The organism is Rhizobium esperanzae, assembly GCF_014197615.1.
GTDB lineage: Bacteria > Pseudomonadota > Alphaproteobacteria > Rhizobiales > Rhizobiaceae > Rhizobium > Rhizobium esperanzae_A.
This window is the reverse complement of the sequence record NZ_JACIFY010000024.1, coordinates 19,478-38,977: the sequence shown is the minus strand read 5'-3', so window position 1 is coordinate 38,977 and position 19,500 is coordinate 19,478. Positions and strand designations below refer to the sequence as shown.

16 protein-coding genes and 1 pseudogene are annotated in these 19,500 nt (G+C 61.8%); 8 read left to right on the top strand and 9 right to left on the bottom strand.

The genetic code is table 11. The features are described 5' to 3' along the window. Nucleotides 1-14: 14 nt before the first annotated feature. From GGD57_RS25895 to GGD57_RS25880, 4 genes are read right to left on the bottom strand one after another with little or no spacing between them, the layout of a single operon-like run. On the bottom strand, nucleotides 15-2,135 hold the full coding sequence (locus GGD57_RS25895; protein WP_184473048.1) for a hypothetical protein: 2,121 nt from the start codon (nucleotides 2,133-2,135) through the stop codon (nucleotides 15-17). Further along, nucleotides 2,135-3,706 (bottom strand): terminase, encoded by a 1,572-nt coding sequence (locus GGD57_RS25890; protein WP_184473047.1) that lies wholly within the window; start codon nucleotides 3,704-3,706, stop codon nucleotides 2,135-2,137. The genes GGD57_RS25895 and GGD57_RS25890 overlap by 1 nt, the downstream gene beginning before the upstream one ends. After that, the gene (locus GGD57_RS25885; RefSeq protein WP_184473046.1) at nucleotides 3,672-4,142 is read right to left on the bottom strand and encodes a terminase small subunit protein; all 471 of its coding nucleotides are present in this window, start codon (nucleotides 4,140-4,142) and stop codon (nucleotides 3,672-3,674) included. The genes GGD57_RS25890 and GGD57_RS25885 overlap by 35 nt, the downstream gene beginning before the upstream one ends. 18 nt (nucleotides 4,143-4,160) lie before the next feature. After that, nucleotides 4,161-4,397: a spike base protein, RCAP_Rcc01079 family gene (locus GGD57_RS25880; protein ID WP_184473045.1), complete on the bottom strand. Its 237-nt coding sequence runs from the start codon at nucleotides 4,395-4,397 to the stop codon at nucleotides 4,161-4,163. Between the two features lie 1,042 nt (nucleotides 4,398-5,439). Between GGD57_RS25880 and GGD57_RS25875 the strand changes: the two genes are divergently transcribed. Then, the gene (locus tag GGD57_RS25875) at nucleotides 5,440-6,285 is read left to right on the top strand and encodes a dienelactone hydrolase family protein (RefSeq protein WP_184473094.1); all 846 of its coding nucleotides are present in this window, start codon (nucleotides 5,440-5,442) and stop codon (nucleotides 6,283-6,285) included. 139 nt (nucleotides 6,286-6,424) lie between these two features. On the opposite strand, the gene GGD57_RS25870 is transcribed toward GGD57_RS25875, so the two are convergent. Both GGD57_RS25870 and GGD57_RS25865 read right to left on the bottom strand, forming a co-directional pair. After that, nucleotides 6,425-6,964 carry a YidB family protein gene (locus GGD57_RS25870; RefSeq protein WP_184473044.1) on the bottom strand — a complete coding sequence of 180 codons (540 nt, stop codon included), beginning with the start codon at nucleotides 6,962-6,964 and terminating at the stop codon, nucleotides 6,425-6,427. Between the two features lie 136 nt (nucleotides 6,965-7,100). Continuing rightward, nucleotides 7,101-7,442, bottom strand: coding sequence for a hypothetical protein (locus GGD57_RS25865; protein WP_184473093.1), 342 nt, complete (start codon nucleotides 7,440-7,442; stop codon nucleotides 7,101-7,103). A 311-nt stretch (nucleotides 7,443-7,753) separates the two neighbouring features. Between GGD57_RS25865 and GGD57_RS25860 the strand changes: the two genes are divergently transcribed. Together GGD57_RS25860 and GGD57_RS25855 are read left to right on the top strand one after the other, a co-directional pair. Further along, entirely contained in the window at nucleotides 7,754-8,566 is an 813-nt protein-coding gene (locus GGD57_RS25860) for a serine aminopeptidase domain-containing protein (protein WP_184473043.1), read from the top strand. Nucleotides 8,567-8,852: 286 nt separating this feature from the next. Then, nucleotides 8,853-9,791, top strand: a complete 939-nt coding sequence (locus GGD57_RS25855) for a sialate O-acetylesterase (RefSeq protein WP_184473042.1) — start codon at nucleotides 8,853-8,855, stop codon at nucleotides 9,789-9,791. A gap of 40 nt (nucleotides 9,792-9,831) precedes the next feature. Here the strand turns inward: GGD57_RS25855 and GGD57_RS25850 are convergent, their stop codons facing one another. After that, nucleotides 9,832-11,793, bottom strand: coding sequence for an elongation factor G (locus GGD57_RS25850; RefSeq protein WP_184473041.1), 1,962 nt, complete (start codon nucleotides 11,791-11,793; stop codon nucleotides 9,832-9,834). 393 nt (nucleotides 11,794-12,186) lie between these two features. On the opposite strand from GGD57_RS25850, the gene GGD57_RS25845 reads away from it, so the two are divergent. After that, on the top strand, nucleotides 12,187-13,893 hold the full coding sequence (locus GGD57_RS25845) for an adenylate/guanylate cyclase domain-containing protein (RefSeq protein ID WP_184473040.1): 1,707 nt from the start codon (nucleotides 12,187-12,189) through the stop codon (nucleotides 13,891-13,893). Between the two features lie 274 nt (nucleotides 13,894-14,167). Here GGD57_RS25845 and GGD57_RS25840 read toward each other — a convergent pair whose 3' ends face one another. After that, nucleotides 14,168-14,914 (bottom strand): glucose 1-dehydrogenase, encoded by a 747-nt coding sequence (locus GGD57_RS25840; protein ID WP_085858562.1) that lies wholly within the window; start codon nucleotides 14,912-14,914, stop codon nucleotides 14,168-14,170. 107 nt (nucleotides 14,915-15,021) lie between these two features. Here GGD57_RS25840 and GGD57_RS25835 point away from each other — a divergent pair, with 107 nt between their 5' ends. Beyond that, nucleotides 15,022-15,366, top strand: coding sequence for an ArsR/SmtB family transcription factor (locus GGD57_RS25835; RefSeq protein WP_184473039.1), 345 nt, complete (start codon nucleotides 15,022-15,024; stop codon nucleotides 15,364-15,366). 351 nt (nucleotides 15,367-15,717) lie between these two features. Then, nucleotides 15,718-16,407 (top strand): annotated as a pseudogene (locus tag GGD57_RS25830) (GSU2403 family nucleotidyltransferase fold protein); the annotation flags it as partial. Between the two features lie 173 nt (nucleotides 16,408-16,580). On the opposite strand, the gene GGD57_RS25825 reads toward GGD57_RS25830, so the two are convergent. Beyond that, nucleotides 16,581-17,021 carry a hypothetical protein gene (locus GGD57_RS25825; RefSeq protein WP_184473038.1) on the bottom strand — a complete coding sequence of 147 codons (441 nt, stop codon included), beginning with the start codon at nucleotides 17,019-17,021 and terminating at the stop codon, nucleotides 16,581-16,583. Nucleotides 17,022-17,375: 354 nt separating this feature from the next. On the opposite strand from GGD57_RS25825, the gene GGD57_RS25820 reads away from it, so the two are divergent. Then, on the top strand, nucleotides 17,376-18,713 hold the full coding sequence (locus GGD57_RS25820; protein ID WP_184473037.1) for a TadE/TadG family type IV pilus assembly protein: 1,338 nt from the start codon (nucleotides 17,376-17,378) through the stop codon (nucleotides 18,711-18,713). A gap of 109 nt (nucleotides 18,714-18,822) precedes the next feature. Further along, the gene (locus GGD57_RS25815; RefSeq protein WP_184473036.1) at nucleotides 18,823-19,500 is read left to right on the top strand and encodes a winged helix-turn-helix domain-containing protein; all 678 of its coding nucleotides are present in this window, start codon (nucleotides 18,823-18,825) and stop codon (nucleotides 19,498-19,500) included.

The window sequence follows — 19,500 nt, the reverse complement described above, 5'->3', positions numbered from 1 at the left end:
TTGCTCCCGGCCGCTTATTGGTAGAGGGATTGCGCCGAGCGCATCTGATCGATCGCCTGCGCCGCCATCTCGCCGCGCGCCTTTTCCACCGTGGCGCGATGCTCGATCTCGGCTTGCGCCACGCCAAGCTCGGCCTTGCGCTGTTCCGCGCCGGCCTTCACCTGAGCGGTCTTCAGCTTGATCATCTCGCCGGGTGCCGGCTGCGGCTCCGGCTTGGGGGCGCTGGCGGCCTGCGAGAGCTGGGCGCCCACCTGCTCCAGCGTGCTTTCGAGCTGACGGCCGGCCCGGAAGCCGCGGGCGGCAAAGAGCAGCGTCTCGACCATGACAGGCACCAGCATCGGGCTCTGCTGCGCCATGGCGCCGGCCTGCTGCATGAAGCCGCCGACCATCTGGACGAATTCCATGCGGCGCTGCTTTTCGGCATCCTCATCGGGCTCGATCGTCGAATCCGTTTCGATTTCGATCTGGAAGCCGCGAATACTGTCATTGCGCAAGAGCTGCACCACCTCGTCGATCGTCGGCTGCCCCATCATCTGCTGCAGTTGCGGCGGCATTTCGGGCGGCTGCGGGGCCGGCTGGCCGGTCTGCTGCGCCCGGATAGTCGCCTGCTGCGCCGCCATCTGCATCTGCTGCATCTGCATTTGCACCTGCTGTTTCTCGGCCATGGTGGGAAGCTTGATGCCGCTCACCAGCATCAGCGTTTCCGGCTGGAACTGGTCGCAGATGATTTCGCCGGCAAGGCGGATGATGTCGCGGGCAAAGCGCGCCAGCTCCGCCTGGCGGTCGCGGATGCGGATCGAACCCCACTGGCTCTTGATCCGCTGCGCCGTCGCCGTTTCCGACGCCTGGGTGTCGCCGCGCACGATGTCCGATATGCCGGTGATCTGGTAGACATCCTCGATCAGTTGCTTGCGCGCCGCCATGCAGGCGACGATCACCTTCTGCACCTCGTCGATCGGCAGCGTCACGATCGCCTTCGAGCCGCCCTTGTCGGTGAAGGCGGCCCATTCCGGGATCGGCACCATGACCATGTCGTTCTCGGGCCGCATCGCTTTCTCGATCGCCGGCGAGATCGCGCCGTCGCCGGAGGGATAGAAGATCTTCAGCCGCAGCTGATCGGTCAGCTTGTTGATGCGCTTGGTCAGGAGATCGATCTCGTCGCACTGCTGCTGATAATAGACATAATCGGGAACCGGGATCAGCGAGCTCGTCGACATGGTGCCGTAGGCCGGGCGCGGGCACGGCCAGAAATGGGTGAGATCCAGCGGCGGCTCGGAAACTTCGAGCGCCACCGGCGCGCCGTCGGCGATCCAGACGGTATAGTTCTCGCTCTTGCACCAGATCTCCCAGATATGGGTCTTGCCCTCGTTTTCGGCGCGCTCGGCCTGGCTTTCGCCCTTGCGGCTGCCGGCAGCCTCGGCCGCACCCGAGGCCATAGCCTCACGGCCGAAGCGCTTCTCCATCTCCTCGTCGGTCATCGGCACGCGCCGCGCCACCCAGGTGACATCCTTCCAGCGGCGGGCCGGCGAATGCAGGAAATCCGACCAGTGGACATAATCGATGCAGACCCGCTCGTCGGCGATCACCTCAGGCTGAGGGCCGCCCATGGCGCCGGTCTCGCCGCCGATGCCGCCGGGCAGGCCTGCGCCAAAACCTTCGGCTGCCGGCGGGTTCGAGGGTTCGACGCCCATGTCGAGCGGCTCGAAATCGGCCTCGTAGCGCAGCCACACCGTGCCGCGGGCGCAGAGCAGGAAATCGTCGCGCACCGCCCGCATGATGGAATCGAGATCGGCCTCGTCGCCTGTATAGGCGAGGTTGCGTTCGACGAGTTCCGAGGCGATGCGCGCCACCGGCTGGGCATCCTTGAAGCGGCGCTCGACCACCGGCTGCGGCACGCGGGCATAAACGGCCGGCTGCAGCACCGAGGTATTGGCCCAGAGCATCGGAAACCGGCGCTTGGCCGCGCTCGTCTGGTCCGACTGCTGGTCGAGATAGATCTTCTCGATCTTGACGCAGCGGTCATGCCAGGACTTGAAATAGCGCTGGGCGCGCTCGAGTTCCTGCTGCCAGTGGGCGCCGACCTTTGCCGGGTCCCAATGCTCTCCGCCCTCTGGAGCCGTTGTTTCGTCTTCCATCAAACACGCTCGCTCTGTTTCGGGGTGGAATCGGCAAATTCGTGGAATGTCATCGTCTGGAAGGTCGTCAGCGGCTTCGGGGCGGGCTTCAGAGGTTCGGGTGCCAGACCGGTGAAGATGATCGCCAGGCCGCCGAACGCGTCGGCGCCGTGCGAGGCCCAGTTGTGCAGCGGCTCGTCGCGGAAGACGCCGAGATCCTCGTCCCAATCCTTGCGGTAGTTCCTCAGGCACTTGATGCCCTCGATGCAGCCGGCCTGGTCGAACTCGACCTTTGCCAGAATGCGCCGCGTGCCGTTGATGCGGTCGTGGACATAGGCGCGTTCGACCTTGCGCACCGTGCCGAGGCCGCGGGCTCTCACCTCTTTCAGCATGATCTCGATGCGGGTCATGCCGCCGCGCGTCCATTCCCTGACCTTGATGTCATGCGGCATGTTGTGCACGCCGTAGACATAGCCGTGTTCGCTACTGCGCCGCGCCAGTTCGTCGAGCATGCCGTCCATGCCGGTGCCGGTATGCTCGAAATAACCGATCATCCTGACACGGCCGGGCAGCACCTGAAACAGCCAGACGCTGTTGGCATCGTCCATGCCGATATCCGAGATGGTGTGAACCGGATAACCCACGACATGCGGGAAAACCCCGATGCGCTCCTCGGCATCGGCCACCGCCATCTGATCGGCGTAATAGGCGCCCTCGACGCTCGCTTCGAAGGCTTCGGCAGGCGTCGAGGGATATTCGCGCTTCATGTCGCCGAGCTGGGTTTCGGCCTTCTTGACGTACCAGGCCTTCTGCCCGTCGGTCAGCGTGATCCCCTGTTCGCCGAGCTGGCGGAAATATTTGACGAAAGCATCGCTGAGGATGACGCCATCGGCAGCGATCGAATATTGCGGCTCCTTCCACCAGGGGAAGAAATGAAACTTGAAGTCCAGCTCGGTCAGCTTCGCCGCCTGGCGCTGCTTGACCTGGCCATCCTCGCAGAGCGAATAGAAATGCCCTTCCTGGCCCTCCGCCGTGCTTTCGACGAAGACCAGTTGGCCGGCCTGCACCGTGTTCAAGGCGCCGGTGCGGACCTCCCTCGCCTTCTCGGGATATTTGGCGCAGAGCTTTCCATATTCGGAAATATGCAGATATTGCAGCGTTCCCGAGCGCAGCGAGGTGCCGACGCGGATGCTCGAATTGTTGGCGAGCAGCAGTTCGCTCTGGTTGGTCCTGACGACGGGCACGGCATTGCGAATGCCTTCGGGCAGATTGTCATAGGGATATTTGATCTTGTCCCGGAAGATCGTCTGCACGTCGCCGAGCGTATGGGCGATGGTGCCCGCCCTGATATCCCGGTTGAAGACGCAGGCATCGAGCATGAAGATCTGGATGAAGGTGGTCAGACCGAGCTGGCGGGCCTTCAAAAGCACGTTCAGATAATGCATCTGCTCGAAGAACGTCGTCTGCGTCCAATTCATCTCGAACCTGACGCGCTTCCCACCCTTGTCGGTGATCCAGTAGAGATTGTTCAGCCGCCAGCGCCAGTCGGAAAACTGGTCAACCGCCGTTTGGAAGTCCGCGGGTTTTGCCATTGATATCTTCCAGCAATTGCGAGACTTCGCCGGTGACGCCCTGTTCGGGCTCGACCTTGGCGCCGTATTTCTTCGGCTTCAGCTTCTCGGCGACCCATTGCCGCGTGGCAATGCGCAGCTGCGAGCGCCGGATCGCCTCGCCATTTTCCTGCCAGCCGGTGGTTTCGCCGGCAGCATTCTTCTTTTCGATCCAGTCATTGCTGCGGTCGTCGGCAATCTCGACCAGCTCGTCGACGAAACCGTCGGCGAGGATCTCGCGGGCCAGCGCATAACGCGCCCGAAACGCCGCCTTGCTTTCATCGGCAAGCCAGGAGAGCACCGTCGATTTCGCCGGCATATCCTCATCCCGGCAGATCGACCGCAGGCTTTCCCGGTCGGCGATGCGCTCGCAGATCTTTTCCGCCAGCGCCTGGGTGAACTTGGTCGGTCTGCCCATGGGGATTGCGTCTGAAGCTCAGAACAGTGCGATGATGTTGGACGCCGTGGTCCCGGTCAACGCCACGATCGCCGCATGCACCGGCAGGATCGTCCCGGCCGGCACGTTTCTGAAGACGACCGGATCCACGTCGCGCCGCAGCGCAATCGCCACATCGCCAGCGGTACCGATATAGAGCGCACGCGCCCCGACAATCGCCGTATCATTCGGCGTCACAACGGCGGCCCGCGAGGCCGGAGCAATCGAAGGGTCCATTGCAGTTCTCCTTGTGATGGTGGATGCGCTGCCGATGCGGCCGCACGATACTGCTTCAGTAGATTTGCCACAGCGCTCAACTCTTGCTCCGTCCTCCCAGGGCTTGACCCGAGGATCCACCTTGGCCTCCACCAGCAGCGGGCATGGATCCCAGGGTCAAGCCCTGGGAAGACGGAGCAAGGGGTGAGCGCTATGGCAAATCTGAGATGGCAGCTCGGACGCTGACCGTCCGCAAGCCCGTGTTCGCAAGCCCCTGTTCGCAAGCATTGGCAAACAGCGCATGCGTTCGAAGGGCGGCGCCGACTTGATCGACATCACCTCTGGATTCAAATTTCGCAGCTTGGATTTACGGTAGTCTTAAGTGATCCGCCGGGGGGTGATCAAGCACTAACTCAGATCGATTTCCGAGCCGGCAGCAATATGCGGAAGTTCCCCCGAACCTCCGTCATTCCAGGCCTTGAGCCTGGAATCCACCTGCCTCCACCAGCAGCGGGCATGGATCCCAGGGTCAAGCCCTGGGAAGACGGAGCAAGGGGTAAGCTTCCTGGCAAATCTTCGGGGGGCAACTCAGACGCTGAACGGTTCGCAAGCCCCTGTTCGCAAGCCTTGGCGAAAGCGCATACGTTCGAAGGGCGCCGCCGACTTGATCGACATCACCTCCGGATTCAAAATTCGCAGCTTGGATTTACGGCAGTCTTAAGTGATCCGCCGGGGGGTGATCAAGCGCCAAATTCGATCGATTTCCGCGCCGGCCGCGATATGCGGACGTTCCCCTCAACCTCCGTCATTCCAGGCCTTGAGCCTGGAATCCACTTTGCCTCCACCAGCAGCGGGCATGGATCCCAGGGGCAAGCCCTGGGAACACGGAGCAAGAGGTGAGTTCCGTGGCAAATCCACAATGGCAGGACGATCAAGAGCCTCCCACCGCGATCGTCGGTCACGCCAGCTTCCCCACCCGGCAGCAGAACGCCCCGCCCTCCTTTGCCAGCCGTTCAGCTCCGGCGTACAATCACCAGGCTTCGGTCAACGGTGGAGGCGTTGCGTGAAAACCGCGAGACTCTTTCTTTGCCTTGCCGCGTTTCTCGGCGTCACGCTCACGGGAAACCCGGCCGATGCCGACGAATTGGTGCGGTTCGAAAGCGTGCCCGTCAAGCTCAGCGCCTTTCGAATCCGCAAGGCTGCCGAACAAGGCGAAATTCTCTCCCAACCGCCGGGCACGCCATTGCTCGGATATCTATCCCGCCCGCAAGGTGACGGCCCCTTCCCGGCCGTCGTCATCCTGCATGGCTGCGACGGCCTGCGTCTGAGCGTCAAAGACCTTTGGCCGCAGCGGCTGGTCCGATGGGGTTACGCCGTGCTGGTGGTCGACAGCTTCACCACCCGCAACATTCAGGACACGTGTCAAAGCCCTCTCCCCGATCGCGTCTTCGACGCCTATGGCGCTTTGAATTTCCTGTCGGAACAAGGTTTTGTCGATATCGGGCGCGTCGCGCTGATGGGCTTTTCGGCCGGCGGCACGGTGACGCTGGACGCCACGAAAATCGAGGGCAACGAACAGCTGATGGAGCGCAAATTCAGGGCGGCGGTTGCCTATTACCCCGCCTGTGACGCAAATCAGGGCGACGCGACGGTGCCAACCCTTATCATGACCGGCGATCGAGACAATTGGAGCCCGACTGAACGTTGCCGCAAGAGACTTGCTCGGCTCAGCGACAACGGCCCGCCGATCGAGCTCGATATCTACAAGGGCACTTACCACGATTTCGATGCCCCGGAATTCAAGGTGGGACGAAGGGTGCTGGGCCATATCGAAAAATACAATCCAGACGCCGCGGAAAAGTCGATCCGCAGCGTTCACGCCTTTCTTCGAAACTACCTCGCGAACTGAAGCCCGGTAATCTGCGGAAATCGAGCGCAGGCCGGGTTTGGCGTAACCGCCTCCCCAACCTCCGTCATTCCAGGCCTTGAGCCTGGAATCCATGCCCGCCGGGTCGCACGCCCTTATCGCTGGAGCATATAATGCTCGGCTACAAGCCGCTCGGCCGCCCGGATGTCGCCTGGCTCGCCGAAGATAAAAACGCCTCTTCCGCCGTGGGCACCTTCCCCTGCGGGGTCAGATCGTCGACGGCCTTCGGCAGATCGCGGCTCAGTCGCCCGAGGATTTCCTCATGCGAGAGGCCGGTATTTCTGGCGATCTCGTTCAAAACATCGGGGCCGAGGGCTTCGGCCAGTTGGCCGTCATTGATCTCGGCATTCTGCCCGGGCTTGACCCATGAGTCGATCGTGTCGCCATGGCCGTTCTGCTGAAAGGTCTTGAGGAGATCGCCGAGACCGCCGCTGACGATGCTGCCGGAGGTCAGCCCGCCGAGCAGTCCTCCCAAACCGCCGGAGCCCGCGAGACCGCCGAGGATACCACCAAGCCCGCCCGGCTGCTGACCTTCAGGCCCCTGCTGCGGGTTGGCCTGCGGGTTCTGGATGCCGCGCAGGAGTTCCCCGATCTTGTCTCTGTTCTGGTAGCCGGCAACGGCAAGAACGGCGAGAAGCGCCTTCAATTGACCGCTCATCATGATGAAATCCTCCCGTGGTGTTAACGCGCAGCCGAGCCAAGCGGAGCGCTGCATCGGCAGCAATGCCCGGAACGGCCAAAGGTTCCGCGCCAGGCCCTCAACGGCCCTGCCCTTCACCCCGCCGCTTATCCGCCGATCAGATTTCCGGGCAGCCGCGCCGGTTGGCAAAGAACATCCGCTCCGGTCCACGGCGTGTCATCCCCTGGACGACGATGCTGCGCGGCGACATGCGGACGATCTGCGCCCGGCGAAGTCCTTCGCCGCGGGCAATATCGAGCGCATCTTCCGGATCGCAACCGCGCGGCCGGCGGCGGTCGTATCCGTCATAACGGTAACGGTCGCGATCCCGGTCGTAAACGCCGGCGCCGCCGGGGCCGATCCGGAATTCCAGATCCTGCGCCGCCGCGATCGTCGGCGAAACCGTCAAGCCGGTCATGGCCGCCAGGCCGACCAGGATGAACTGAAGAGATTTCCGAATGAGTTCCTCCGATGGTTTTTGCTTATCGCAATCCCAACCTCGCCATGCGGAATTTGTTCCTTGGCGGCCTGCCGCAGGCTCCCCGGGCAAAGCCGCCGCAAGAGCCCAAGAGAGCCTCATCCTCAGGCGCGCAGGCCGAAGGCCGGAGCCTCGAAGGACGAGGCGGGCGCAACAAGGCCGCAGCAATCGCCCCTCTTCTCTCCTGGAAAGCTTCGTGCATATATTGCCGCTACGCCGAGCACACCACGCCGCAACGGTCCGCGGTTGCTGCAACGAGTTCTGGGCACTTCAAACCGGCGGTACATTCTGTCGTGAGCGCTATAAGGTACTTGCTGATCCTGCCGCTGATGGCGGTCATCGCCTACATGGCGCTCGTGGGCCTCGTCTATTTTTCTCAGCGAACCCTGCTTTATCCCGGAGCCGGCGCCACACCGGTTCCGGAGCATGCGAGCTGGGGCGAGACGGTCCATGTCAAGACGCCCGACGGAGAGATGCTTCAGGGACTGTACAGCCAGGGCGACAGCGACAAGCCCTGCGTGCTCCTCTTTTTCGGAAACGGCGACCGCGTCGACAATTACGGGTTTCTCGCACAGGCGCTGGCCACGCGGAGGATCGGATTGCTGGCGATTTCCTATCGCGGCTATCCCGGCTCGACCGGCTCGCCCAGCGAGCAGGGGCTGCTGACGGACGGCATCGCCGCGTTCGACTGGCTTTCGGCCCACACCGGAAGCCGGATCGTTGTTCTCGGCCGGTCGCTTGGCACCGGCGTTGCGGTGAATACGGCCGGGAACAGGCCGGCCGCGGGCGTTATCCTGGTGTCTCCGTACCTGTCGGTTCTGTCGGTTGCGCAGACGCATTATCCGTTCCTGCCGGTCGAGGCTCTGCTCAAGGATCCCTTTCGCTCGGACCTCAACATCGCCAAAGTCAGACAACCGAAGTTGTTCCTCCACGGCCGGCTTGACGACAGCATCCCGCTTTCTTCAGGCCAGGCATTGTACCGTATCGCACCCGAGCCCAAGCGGATGGTGATTTATGACGGCGCGGGTCATAACGATATGTGGAACGACAGCATGATCGGTGATGTGATCCGTTTCGTGGAAGCGCTGCAAGGAAACGGGCCGTAAGCCCCTTCCAGAACGATCATCACGCCCTCCGCAATCGTCAGGCTCCGGCTGTCACCGGCGCTCCGCTTCCGCGGTGTCCTCGCCGCCAATCTGCGACCTCTCACCCAACAGGATGATTGTAATCACTGGTCCGGGCTATAGTTGAAAGCAGCGACGGGCCTGGATCTTCACGACGCATTCTTCCTGAACGATCCCGCCTGAGCAAGCAGATATGGCTGGTGCAGAGGAAGCTTCGCGGCTGGGCCAGCCTCGATTCGTCATCGGATGATGATCAAGAGGTGACGACATGCGCAAAACGCTCGCAGTCGGCCTGATCGCCATGATTGCTACCTACTTTCTCGGCGGCCTGAGCGCGAGACATGAGATCTTTCCCTGGCCACAGCTTTCGACGCTGAAAAAAATGGTTGGCGGACAGAAGGCAGCGGCTCCAAGCCGTTATACGTTCGACGACAAGGAACGATTGATCGGGGATGAGACAAAAACGCCTGTGACCTGCCCGGTTCAAACCGATCGAACTGCTGTGCTGCTCATTCTCGGCCAATCGAACGCAGCCAATGACGGTGGACAACGGCACCGGTCGAATTATGGCGCTCACCTCGTCAATGCCTTTGACGGCAAGTGCTTCATCGCGGCGTCGCCACTTCTCGGATCGACCGATACCAAGGGAGAGTACTGGACGCTGCTTGGCAATGATTTGATCGCATCGGGGCAAAATGACAGCGTCGTGCTCGCGCCGCTCGCCTATTCCGGATCTCCGGTCGCACGATGGGCGACGGGCGGTGACATCAATCCCGTGCTGGTCGATACACTGAAAAAGCTTCAGGATTCCGGTTACCGCATAACGAGCGTCCTCTGGGTGCAGGGAGAAGCGGACCTGGTTTTGGGCACCACTGCGCAGGCCTATCAGGAACGTTTCATGTCGATGGTCGACACCTTGCGTCAGCACGGCGTCGAAGCTCCCGTTTATATTTCGATCGCATCGAAATGCCTCGAGCCGAGCAACGGCGGCTTCAAGGAGCATATTCCGGACAATCCGATCGTACAGGCGCAACTGGCCCTGTCAAAAAGCGGCCACGGTATCCGGGAGGGCGTCAATTCCGACGCGCTGCTCGACGGAGATGACCGCTACGACGATTGCCATATCGGGGGCTCGGGCGCGGAGAAAGTGTCGCGCGCCTGGCTGAACCTGCTGCAGGGCGATCGCCGCCTGGAAACCTCGCGATAGTCTTCCCCTGCCGCGGCGGCGCGTTGGGCGGAAACACGTTTCAGTGTGCGACGCCTGATTCCTCGCGTGCCCTCACGATGGCGTCCGCTTCCTTGCCGTATAGCTCCTCGAAGTGATCGAAGGTCTTGGAAAAGTAACCAATGCCCTGCGTTGCCGAGCGCAGCGCCCGCGCCAGATCGTCGAGTGCGCCGCCCGGAACAAGTGCCCGGAAGATGTCCCATCCCTTGGCGGTTTCATCCCGGTCGAAGCCGAGAACCTGACCCTTGAGAGCGGAGACGATCTGGACCAGGCTGCCGGAATAGATCGACGGAATGTGAATTTCGCTGCGGAAGACCGGTTGCATCAAAACCGCCGCCCCTTCGGAAAGCGCCTGTCGCACTCCCATTTTCGACGCAGTCCTGAAGGCGTGTTCCGAACTGTCGACGGCATGGTACTGCCCATCGAACAGCGTGACGCCGACATCGATGACCTGGAAGCCGAGCGGCCCTTTCTCCATCGCTTCGCGCGCGCCGGCTTCGACGGCAGGGATGTAGTTGCGCGGAACGACGCCACCCTTGACGGTTTCGCTGAAGGTGAAGCCCCGGCCGCGCTCGTTGGGACGAATGCTCAGCTTCACATCCGCGAATTGCCCGGCACCGCCGGTCTGTTTGCGATGCCGGTAGTGAACCTCGGAGGGCTTGGCGATTGTCTCGCGGTAGATCGGGCTGGGCGTTCGATCGGTGACATCGATGTGGAAGACGTCGGACAGGGTTCGGCAGAGATCGCGCAGATGTACCGGCCCCTGGGCACGGACGAGCTGGGCGCCCGTGCCCTCCTCCTGCAAAACGACAAGACCGCGATCCGTCTCGGAAAGTTTTGCCAGCGTTTCGGAGAGCTTGTTTTCATCGCGATCGCTGCCCGGAACCAGGATCCTTTCAAGCATCGGCGTCGGTGGCTCGGTCCATTCGGGCGGGGCGATCGGCGCGCCTGATGTCAACAGCGACGGGACGGGCAAGTGGTCGGACTTGACCGTTGCGAAGACATCGCCCGGTGCGGGCGTGATCGCCGAGCTGGACCGCCCGTTTGCGGGATCCTGCACGGCGCCGAGGCCGGAGCCGCCCAGCAATGCGCCTTGCCGCAGTCCCTCGCCAAACGCACGCACCAGCACCGTCTTGCCGATATTCTGACGATGATAGGCATGGAAGCTGACGGCGGTCAGCTTGTTTTCATCGATACTGCCCGCACGAGCCAGGCGCTGTCTGAGAATCCCTGCCGGCGGCGCCTCGTGGCGCAGCGCCTTCATCAGCCGCATCATGCCGTTGCCGTGACTTGCGGCGCCGATGAGGACCGGAATGATCCTGTTTTCGCTCAGAACCCGCGATGAAATGGCATAGAGGGCGTCGCTGGGCGGCTCGCGATCTTCGACCAGTTCCTCGAGAAGCCAGTCATCGAATTCGGACAGGTGTTCCAGGAGCTCGCTGCGCGCTTCGTGCTCGCGCTCGGCAGCGCTTTCGGGGATTGCGATGAGCGCCGAAGTCTGGCCTTCCCGGTAGCGCCACGCCCGTTCCGAAATCAGATCGCAACTGCCTATGATCCTGTCTCCCTCGCGGATCGGGATCTGGCGCAGCAAAAGCGTGTGGCTGGCGTAGTCTTGAAGCGCGGCGATCACATCCCTCAACCGCCCTCTCGGTTCGTCCATTCGGTTGACGAAGAGGATGCACGGCGTCCCCGAGGCTTCGACGATCCGCAGATAGGGCGCGGCCAGCACAGCCTCCTCCGGTGCCGGTGAAACGCACAGGATGCAGGCGTCGCTGGCAAGAAGCGCGTGCTGTGCATGCGCCAACGCTTCGTTGGGTCCTGGCGCGTCCAGTGCACACCACGCCTCGTTTCCAAAGGTGAATTCCGTGAGGTTCAATCCATACGGGGACTTGGATTTTCTCGGCGCCCCCTCCAGGGAGCCGAGCTTTTCCACGACTGTCGATTTTCCGGTCTGCGAAGGTCCAAGCACGGTAAAGCAGCGCATCGGCATTCCTCCAACTGCCATGAACACAATTTTCGGCCATCATAGGATGCCCTGAACCGCTGCAAGGCGCCAGAGGTGTTCAGTTCGAGAAACTCTTTGACGGACGCAGGAGCTGTTCTCGAATTGCCAGCGGGGCTGACCGCAGGGGCTGCAAACACATCCAAAACGATCCATCCTGCAGGATTTGTCAGGCGCTGCGCCGCCAGCGTTGGGCGCAAACGCACCCCCAACCTCCGTCATTCCAGGCCTTGAGCCTGAATCCATGGCCACAGCCGATGACGCCGGCGTGGGTCCTCGGGTCAAGCTCGTCGCCTGGGCATTCCCTCTTACCTTTGTTGACTCACCCGCGGTTGAACAATAACTTGCTAATTTGGTCGTTAGGCTTGTCCTCACATGACGGATCATTCTCTTCAGCGCCGCCTTGCTGCCATCGTCGTTGCCGATGTGGTGGGATATTCACGCCTGATGGAGGCTGATGAAGTCGCCACGCTGGAGAACCTCAGGGAACTCCGTTCCGGCGTTATCGAGCCGGCTGTGATGCGCCACAAAGGGCGCATCTTCAAGGTCATGGGCGACGGCTTCCTGATCGAATTCGGCAGCGCGGTGGAAGCGGTCGCAGCAGCGTTGGAAATGCAACGGGCCACCGCTGCTGTCGGGACTTCCGCAGACCGGCGCCTGTTCTTGCGTATAGGCGTCAATCTCGGAGATGTCATTGACGAGGGTTCAGACGTCCTCGGCGACGGGGTCAATGTCGCCGCGCGCCTCGAGAGACAGGCCGCGCCGGGAGGCATCTGCATTTCAGGCGGCGTTCACGGCGAGATCCTCGACAAGATCGACGAGCGGTTCTTCGATGCAGGCGAACGCTACCTGAAGAACCTCACTCGCCCGGTCCACGTGTGGCATTGGCCGGATGCGCTGCAGAGCATCTTGCCGCTGCCGGAAAATCCCTCGATCGCTGTATTGCCGTTCACGAATATGAGTGGGAATGAAGCGGACGAGCCTTTCGTCGACGGCTTGACCGAAGACCTGATCACCGACCTGTCCCGCACGGCTGGCCTGTTCGTCATCGCGCGCAATTCCGTCTACGGCTACAAGGGCAAGGCGGTCGACGTACGGCTGGTCGCCCAGGAGCTCGGCGTCCGCTACGTCCTGGAGGGGAGCGCCAGACGCGCGATGGGCCGTGTCCGCATCAATGCCCAATTGGTCGACACGCTTGGCGGCCAACACTTGTGGGCCGAACGGTTTGACAGGACGGTGGAAGATGTTTTCGAGTTGCAGGATGAGGTCAACGCCAAGATTGTCGAAGCTCTCGTCGGCCGGCTGACCATCCCGACGCCGCGCAATCGGCCGAAGAACTTCGAGGCGTACGAGCTGTGTGTGCGCGCCCGCCTGCTGACGGAAGAGTCGCCGCAAACCGAGCGTGAGGCCTATTTGCTGCTCCAACGCGCGGTCAAGCTCGAGCCATCATATGCCGAGGCGCTCGGTCTGCTCGCCTATAACCGTTGGCTTGCCTGGACTCATTTCGGCGAGCCCGAAGATCCGAACCGGAAGATGGCGGCGACATCAGCGCAGAAGGCGGTCGACCTCGATCCCAACGATGCCGGCTGCCGTTACGTTCTGGGGACCATTTTAGCTTATGAGCGGCGATGGGAAGAATCGGAGGCCGCCTTCGCCAAGGCCCTGGAACTCGACCCCAACCACGCCGACACCTGGGCCGCCATGTCGGATATGTCGGTGCTGGACGGCAGGATTGCCGACGGACTGGCGCAGATCGAAAAAGCGCTGCGGCTCAATCCCTATCCGGCCTGCTGGTATCTTTGTCATCTTGGGCAGGCGCAATACGCCGCGGGTGACTATGAGGCGGCAACCGCGACACTGCGCAGGAAAGAGACGTATCGTACCAACTCGCGCAAATTCCTGGCTGCTGCGCTTGCGCAGCTGGGCCAGCGTGAGGAGGCGCGGCGAGAAGCAGAATTGTTCCTGATCGCCCACCCTCATTTCACGATCGGTCATTGGCTGAGCTCCCAGCCGCTGCGCGATGCATCTGTCCGAGACCACTTTGTCGACGGCTTCCGAAAGGCTGGCCTGCCGGAGACGTGACAGCCGGCGGGGACAATCCCCAAGCGTTGATCAACGGATATGCGCCGGCGGCGGATGTCTGCCATCTCTGTCACAGCGAGGCGCCGCGCCGCCGGCGCGTTGGGCGGAAACGCACCCTCAACCTCGGTCATTCCAGGCCCTGAGCCTGGAATCCATGGCCACAGCCGAAAAGACCGGCATGGCTCCCCGAGCCAGGCCCGAGGACGACGGAGGGTGGGTGGACCGGTATCGGTGTATGCGCGCGCTCGAGAAGCGCGCGCTTTTCACTCACGTCTCAGCGGAAACCGCCGCTGGCGACCAGCCGTTCGCCGGTCAGCCAGCGGGCATCGTCGGAAGCGAGGAAGACGGCGATGTCGGCAATATCGTCCGGCTGGCCGATGCGGCCGAGCGGCGTCTGGGCAACCATGGTCTGCTGCAGATCCGAGCCGATGACGCCGGCCGTGTGGGTGCCTTCGGTCTCGACCATGCCCGGCAGAATGGCGTTGACGCGGATCTTGCGCGGGCCAAGCTCCTTGGCAAGCACGCTGTTGATGCCCTCGACGGCGCCCTTGGTGCCAGTGTAGACGGCGGAAGCCGGCAGCCCGAGGCTGGTCACCACCGAGGAGATGTTGATGACGCTGCCGCCCTCGCCGAGATGCTTGGCCGCCGCCTGGGTGGTGAGGAGAACGCCGAGAACATTGACGTCGAACATGCGGCGATAATGCTCCTCGGTCACCTCGCCGATCGGGGCGAATTCATAGACGCCGGAGTTGTTGACCAGCACGTCGAGCTTGCCGAATTCCTTGACCGCGGCATCGACCACGCCCTGTGCCTGTTCGGCCTTGGAAACGTCGCCCTGCACCGCGATGGCTTTGCCGCCGGCAGCCCCGATCGCCTCGACCACGGCGTCGGCTCCCGCCTTGCTCGAGGCGTAATTGACCACCACTTCAGCACCTTCGGCCGCCATCGCCTTGGCGATCGCGGCGCCGATGCCTTTGGAGGCTCCCGTGACCACTGCGACCTTCCCTGTGAGCTTAGCCATCTCTCATTCCTTCTGATCCGGACGGCCGCCGGAATTGGCGGCCTTGTTCCGTAGTTCAGAAATTCGGAACTGTTGATCTCGGTTTCAAGGGGCACTATATAAAATTCATGCGACCGCTCTTTCACCCCGCCCTGGAGGACATCAAGCCCGAGGCGATCCTCTATGCGCTCTCCGATCCCGAGCGCGTTGCGATCTTCTCCAAGCTCGCCGGCACCGCCTGCGGCGGCACCTGTTCAGCGCTCGCCGATCTCGGCGACCGCGTCATCCCCAAATCGTCGCTGTCGAACCATTTCAAAGTGCTGCGCGAATCCGGGCTGATCCGCAGCGAGCGCCAGGGGGTGGAGATGCGCAATCAGACCCGCTGCCCGGAGCTGGACGAGCGCTTCCCCGGCCTGGTCAGGGCGATTTTGACCGCTTACGGACAGCTTCCCGAGCAACTGAAGACGGGTTGACGGCCCTTTGGCAAGAACGCTCTCGATAGCAGCCGTGGTGGCTCGCCTTGGTCCTCGGGGCAAGCCCGAGGACGACGGAGAGTGTGAGGTGCCCTGCGGCAATAGGGTGAGGTTCGGCAAACCTGATGCAATCACCCTTTCTGATCTCGCTGCCAGACTTCATCATTCACGCTACCCGATGCCTATCCGCTGCGCCGACGGCGCGTTTGGCGAGAACGCCAACCCCACTCTCCGTCATCCCAGGGCTTGATGACCCTGGGATCCATACTCGCGACTTGCCACGCATGTTGGAAGGACAATTGGTTATAAGGTTTTGGCAGAAACTTATAACTGGAGATCACGGCCGAAAGGGGGATGCTCGGCGTTCGCCTGCCCTCATCCGCCATGCAGACCGGCGACGCGGACTTCGCGCAGGACTTTGCTATTTCTGCAGGTGTCCAGGACAGCCTGCCTCCGGTTCTCGATGTCCTCCAGTCGGTCGATCCCGAATTCCGGGCCATTCCCCATGGGGCCGACAAGGCTAGGGTTGTCGCCTTTCAGAATGCCAGGGGCTATCGGGTGGAATTCCTGACGGGAAACCGCGGATCGGATGAATATACCGGCAAACCCTCCCCCATGCCTGCCCTCGGCGGGGCGTCCGCGGAAAACCTGCGCTTCCTGGATTACCTGATCTACGAGCCTGTCCGCACGGTGCTTCTCTTCCGCGAGGGTGTGAACGTCCTCGTTCCCGCACCCGAGCGATATGCCGTCCATAAGCTCATCGTATCGTCCAGAAGGCTCACCGACATTCTGGGGCGCGTAAAAGCCGACAAAGACCTCACGCAGGCGTCCCTGCTTTTCCAAGCCCTCGTCGAGACACGCCACGATTCCGAGCTGACAGATGCTTGGGCGGAAGCCTGGGATCGAGGGGATTCGTGGAAGGATGGCCTCTGCAATGGCCTCCTGAGGCTCCCTGATAAGGGCGTCGAAGCGCTCGGCAAGGCTCTTGGATCGGAGATGCCCGATCTGGAGACGTTGAAAGCCGAACCTCGCCCGAGGTGATGTCGCGGCCATTGCCACACCCCTCGTTTTCAAGATTGTTTAGTTTTTCTAAGCTAAGCTGCGCGGCTATCACAAAGCCGCGGAGGCTTGCGTTGCCGATCTCCATCTTATGTTTCATCGCGACGGGACCGGCCTTTCCACCCGACCATGTTATTGTAGCGCCTTATCCAAAATTACGTTGGCCAGCACGAAAGAAAAGAAATCATCGGTTTCCGGCTCGAACTGTGGGCCGGCCATATCCAGACAAAAGACACCTTCTCCTCGCGATGGCCAGAGGCAATAGCGCCAGGAAGCTCCGCAGTCCGCAATTGCGACCGCATCGGCAGGAATGGAATCGCCTTTTGGGCGCGCTCCATAAACCTCGCTATAACTGGGAGATTGATAAAGCTGAAACGAGGGATGTTGTTCAACCAAGGATGCGGGCTCGGCTCGTAGATGTAGAACCCTCTCGTCGTTGAGCCGACGCCGATGACGCGGATGAACTCCAGATACTGCTGAGAGATAGCGGGATAGAGAGCCGCGATGCTCGACAGCTTCTCTTTCGAGACTGGCTCCAGAGAGGAAAGCTCCTTGCTTTGGTCAACGTCGAGCAGTTGCGATATTCTATCGATCATAATGTGTAGCGTCCCTTCATTATGCCGATGATTTGACTTCTTCTGTCCGGCTGCCGTCAAGAGCTCCTGGGACCGGCGGGCTTGAGATCGTCGAGCGGCTTTCGCTTGTGGCAATCCTCGCTGCGATTTCCGATCCGGAGCGTGCCGCCATCTGCCGGCATGCGAGCCTCCCGTGCCGTTCGCCCAATTGAAAAACGGATTCGACCGCGGCACTGAGAATGGCGACCGCCAATTCCCGCGCAATTTAGTTAGAACACAACCAGACGTATTTGCCTTTGGTTTAAGTTCGGCTGCTAGTCATCGCCGCATTGCGATCGGGCTGTGACACAGCCACCACGGGAAGGCCGCCTTTGCATGTTGCATCGTTTCATCTCTGACCGATCCGGCAATTTCGGAATCATGACGGCGCTGCTCGTCGTTCCCCTGCTGGGGGCGGCCGGTACAGCCATTGATTTCGGCAACGCCCTGTCGCTGCGGACCGAGCTTTATGCCGCTGCGGACGCGGCAGCCGTCGGATCGATCACACCGACGTCACAGGCGGCGACGCAGGCCAACACGATGTCGGGCGACGGGTCGCTGACGCTCGGAAAATCCGAAGCCCAGAAGATCTTCTTTTCGCAGATGTCCAAAAAACAGGGCGACGTGCCGGTGACCGTCGACATCAGCGTTCAGAAAAAGGGCGGCACGCTCAGCTCGACCGTTTCCTTCAACGCGGCGATGCCCACGACCTTCATGCAGGTGATGGGATTTGATGAGATCGCCGTGACCGGGGCGGCAACCGCCCAGTTTGAGACGCCGTCCTACATGGATTTCTTCATGTTGCTTGACAATACCCCGTCGATGGGCGTTGGCGCGACCACCGACGACATCGCCGCGATGAAAAAAGCCACTGCAAACGGCCATGATGGCGGCAAGGATAAAAACTGCGCCTTCGCATGCCATATCGTTTCGGAAAAGGGCGTCGAGGACAAGAACAGCTATTACAATGTCGCACGCAACAACGGTGTGACCATCCGTATCGACGTGGTCGCCGCTGCCGTGAAAGCCCTGATGGCCAAGGCAGAGGACACACAGTCCATGCCAAGCCAATTCCGGGTGGCTGCCTATACGTTCGGCAAGACCGCGCAGGACGCCAAAGCCGCCAAGCTCTTCAAGGTCTCCGACCTCGACTATGATCTTGGCGCCGTGGCAGACGCAACGAATATGATCAAACTGATGAGCATTCCCTTTCAGAACTATTACAACGACCAGCAGACGAGCTTTGACGAAGCGCTGAAAGGCATCGAAGACGAAATCAAGGGCAATATCGGCACCGGCACCAGCAATGCCGATCGCCAGAAGATCGTCTTTTTCGTCGCGGACGGTGTTGGCGACAGCTACAAGCCGGCCGGCTGCACCAGCCCGAAAGGCGCCAACAGCGGACGCTGCATCGAACCGATCGACACGACCTATTGCAAGAAGCTTAAAGATCGCGGCATCAAGGTCGCCGTGCTCTATACGACCTACCTGCCCCTGCCCGACAACAATTTCTACAAGGACTGGGTGAAGCCGTTCGAGACCAGCATCGCCGGAAAAATGGAAGAATGCGCAAGCCCCGGCTTCTATTTCGCGGTCAGTCCCACCGATGGCATTGAAGAGGCAATGGAGGCCCTGTTCCGCAAGATCGTCAGCGCCCCGCGGATAACCAGCTGATCGGGGCCGGAGGGAACTGCCCCCTCGCCTTACCAATCCGTAAGTTGCGGCCAAGCTGCCCGCTCGGTTAGATCTGATCGCTCCAGGCATGGCGAAAGCGATCGGGCCGATGCGAATCCTGCTTATCGAGGACGATACCAAGACATCCGATTATGTCGCCAAAGGCTTCTCCGAGGCCGGCCATGTCTGCGACGTCATCGGCGACGGTCGCGACGGGCTGTTTCAGGCGCAGCGCGAGGCCTATGACGTCATCGTCGTCGATCGCATGCTGCCGGGCCTCGATGGGCTGGCGATCGTGCGTTCACTGAGGGCTGCCAAGGTCGGCGCGCCGGCGCTGTTCCTGACATCGGTCGGCGGCGTCGACGATCGGGTCGAGGGGCTGGAGGCGGGCGGCGACGATTATCTCACCAAACCCTTTGCCTTCTCCGAGCTTCTGGCGCGCGTCAATGCGCTCGGCCGCCGGCCGCCGGTGCAGGAGCAGCGGACGGTCTTGAAGGTTGCCGATCTCGAGCTCGATCTGATCCGGCGCGAGGCGCGCCGCGCCGGACAGGTGATCGAGCTGCAGCCGCGCGAGTTCACCCTGCTCGAGGTGCTGATGCGCGGCGAAGGCCGGGTGATCACCAAGACGATGCTCTTGGAGCGCGTCTGGGATTTCCACTTCGATCCGAAGACCAGCGTCGTCGAAACCCATATCAGCCGCCTCAGGGCCAAGCTCGACAAGCCGTTCCAGGCCCAGTTGCTGCATACGGTGCGCAACACCGGCTACAGCCTGCACGCGCCGCGCTGA

Coding starts and splice junctions, on each gene's coding strand:
- GGD57_RS25890 (WP_184473047.1), bottom strand. CDS start 3,706: ATGGCAAAACCCGCGGACTTCCAAACGGCGGTTGACCAGTTTTCCGAC.
- GGD57_RS25845 (WP_184473040.1), top strand. CDS start 12,187: ATGACGGATCATTCTCTTCAGCGCCGCCTTGCTGCCATCGTCGTTGCC.
- GGD57_RS25870 (WP_184473044.1), bottom strand. CDS start 6,964: ATGATGAGCGGTCAATTGAAGGCGCTTCTCGCCGTTCTTGCCGTTGCC.
- GGD57_RS25820 (WP_184473037.1), top strand. CDS start 17,376: ATGTTGCATCGTTTCATCTCTGACCGATCCGGCAATTTCGGAATCATG.
- GGD57_RS25880 (WP_184473045.1), bottom strand. CDS start 4,397: ATGGACCCTTCGATTGCTCCGGCCTCGCGGGCCGCCGTTGTGACGCCG.
- GGD57_RS25825 (WP_184473038.1), bottom strand. CDS start 17,021: ATGATCGATAGAATATCGCAACTGCTCGACGTTGACCAAAGCAAGGAG.
- GGD57_RS25895 (WP_184473048.1), bottom strand. CDS start 2,135: ATGGAAGACGAAACAACGGCTCCAGAGGGCGGAGAGCATTGGGACCCG.
- GGD57_RS25885 (WP_184473046.1), bottom strand. CDS start 4,142: ATGGGCAGACCGACCAAGTTCACCCAGGCGCTGGCGGAAAAGATCTGC.
- GGD57_RS25840 (WP_085858562.1), bottom strand. CDS start 14,914: ATGGCTAAGCTCACAGGGAAGGTCGCAGTGGTCACGGGAGCCTCCAAA.
- GGD57_RS25815 (WP_184473036.1), top strand. CDS start 18,823: ATGCGAATCCTGCTTATCGAGGACGATACCAAGACATCCGATTATGTC.
- GGD57_RS25850 (WP_184473041.1), bottom strand. CDS start 11,793: ATGCGCTGCTTTACCGTGCTTGGACCTTCGCAGACCGGAAAATCGACA.
- GGD57_RS25855 (WP_184473042.1), top strand. CDS start 8,853: ATGCGCAAAACGCTCGCAGTCGGCCTGATCGCCATGATTGCTACCTAC.
- GGD57_RS25835 (WP_184473039.1), top strand. CDS start 15,022: ATGCGACCGCTCTTTCACCCCGCCCTGGAGGACATCAAGCCCGAGGCG.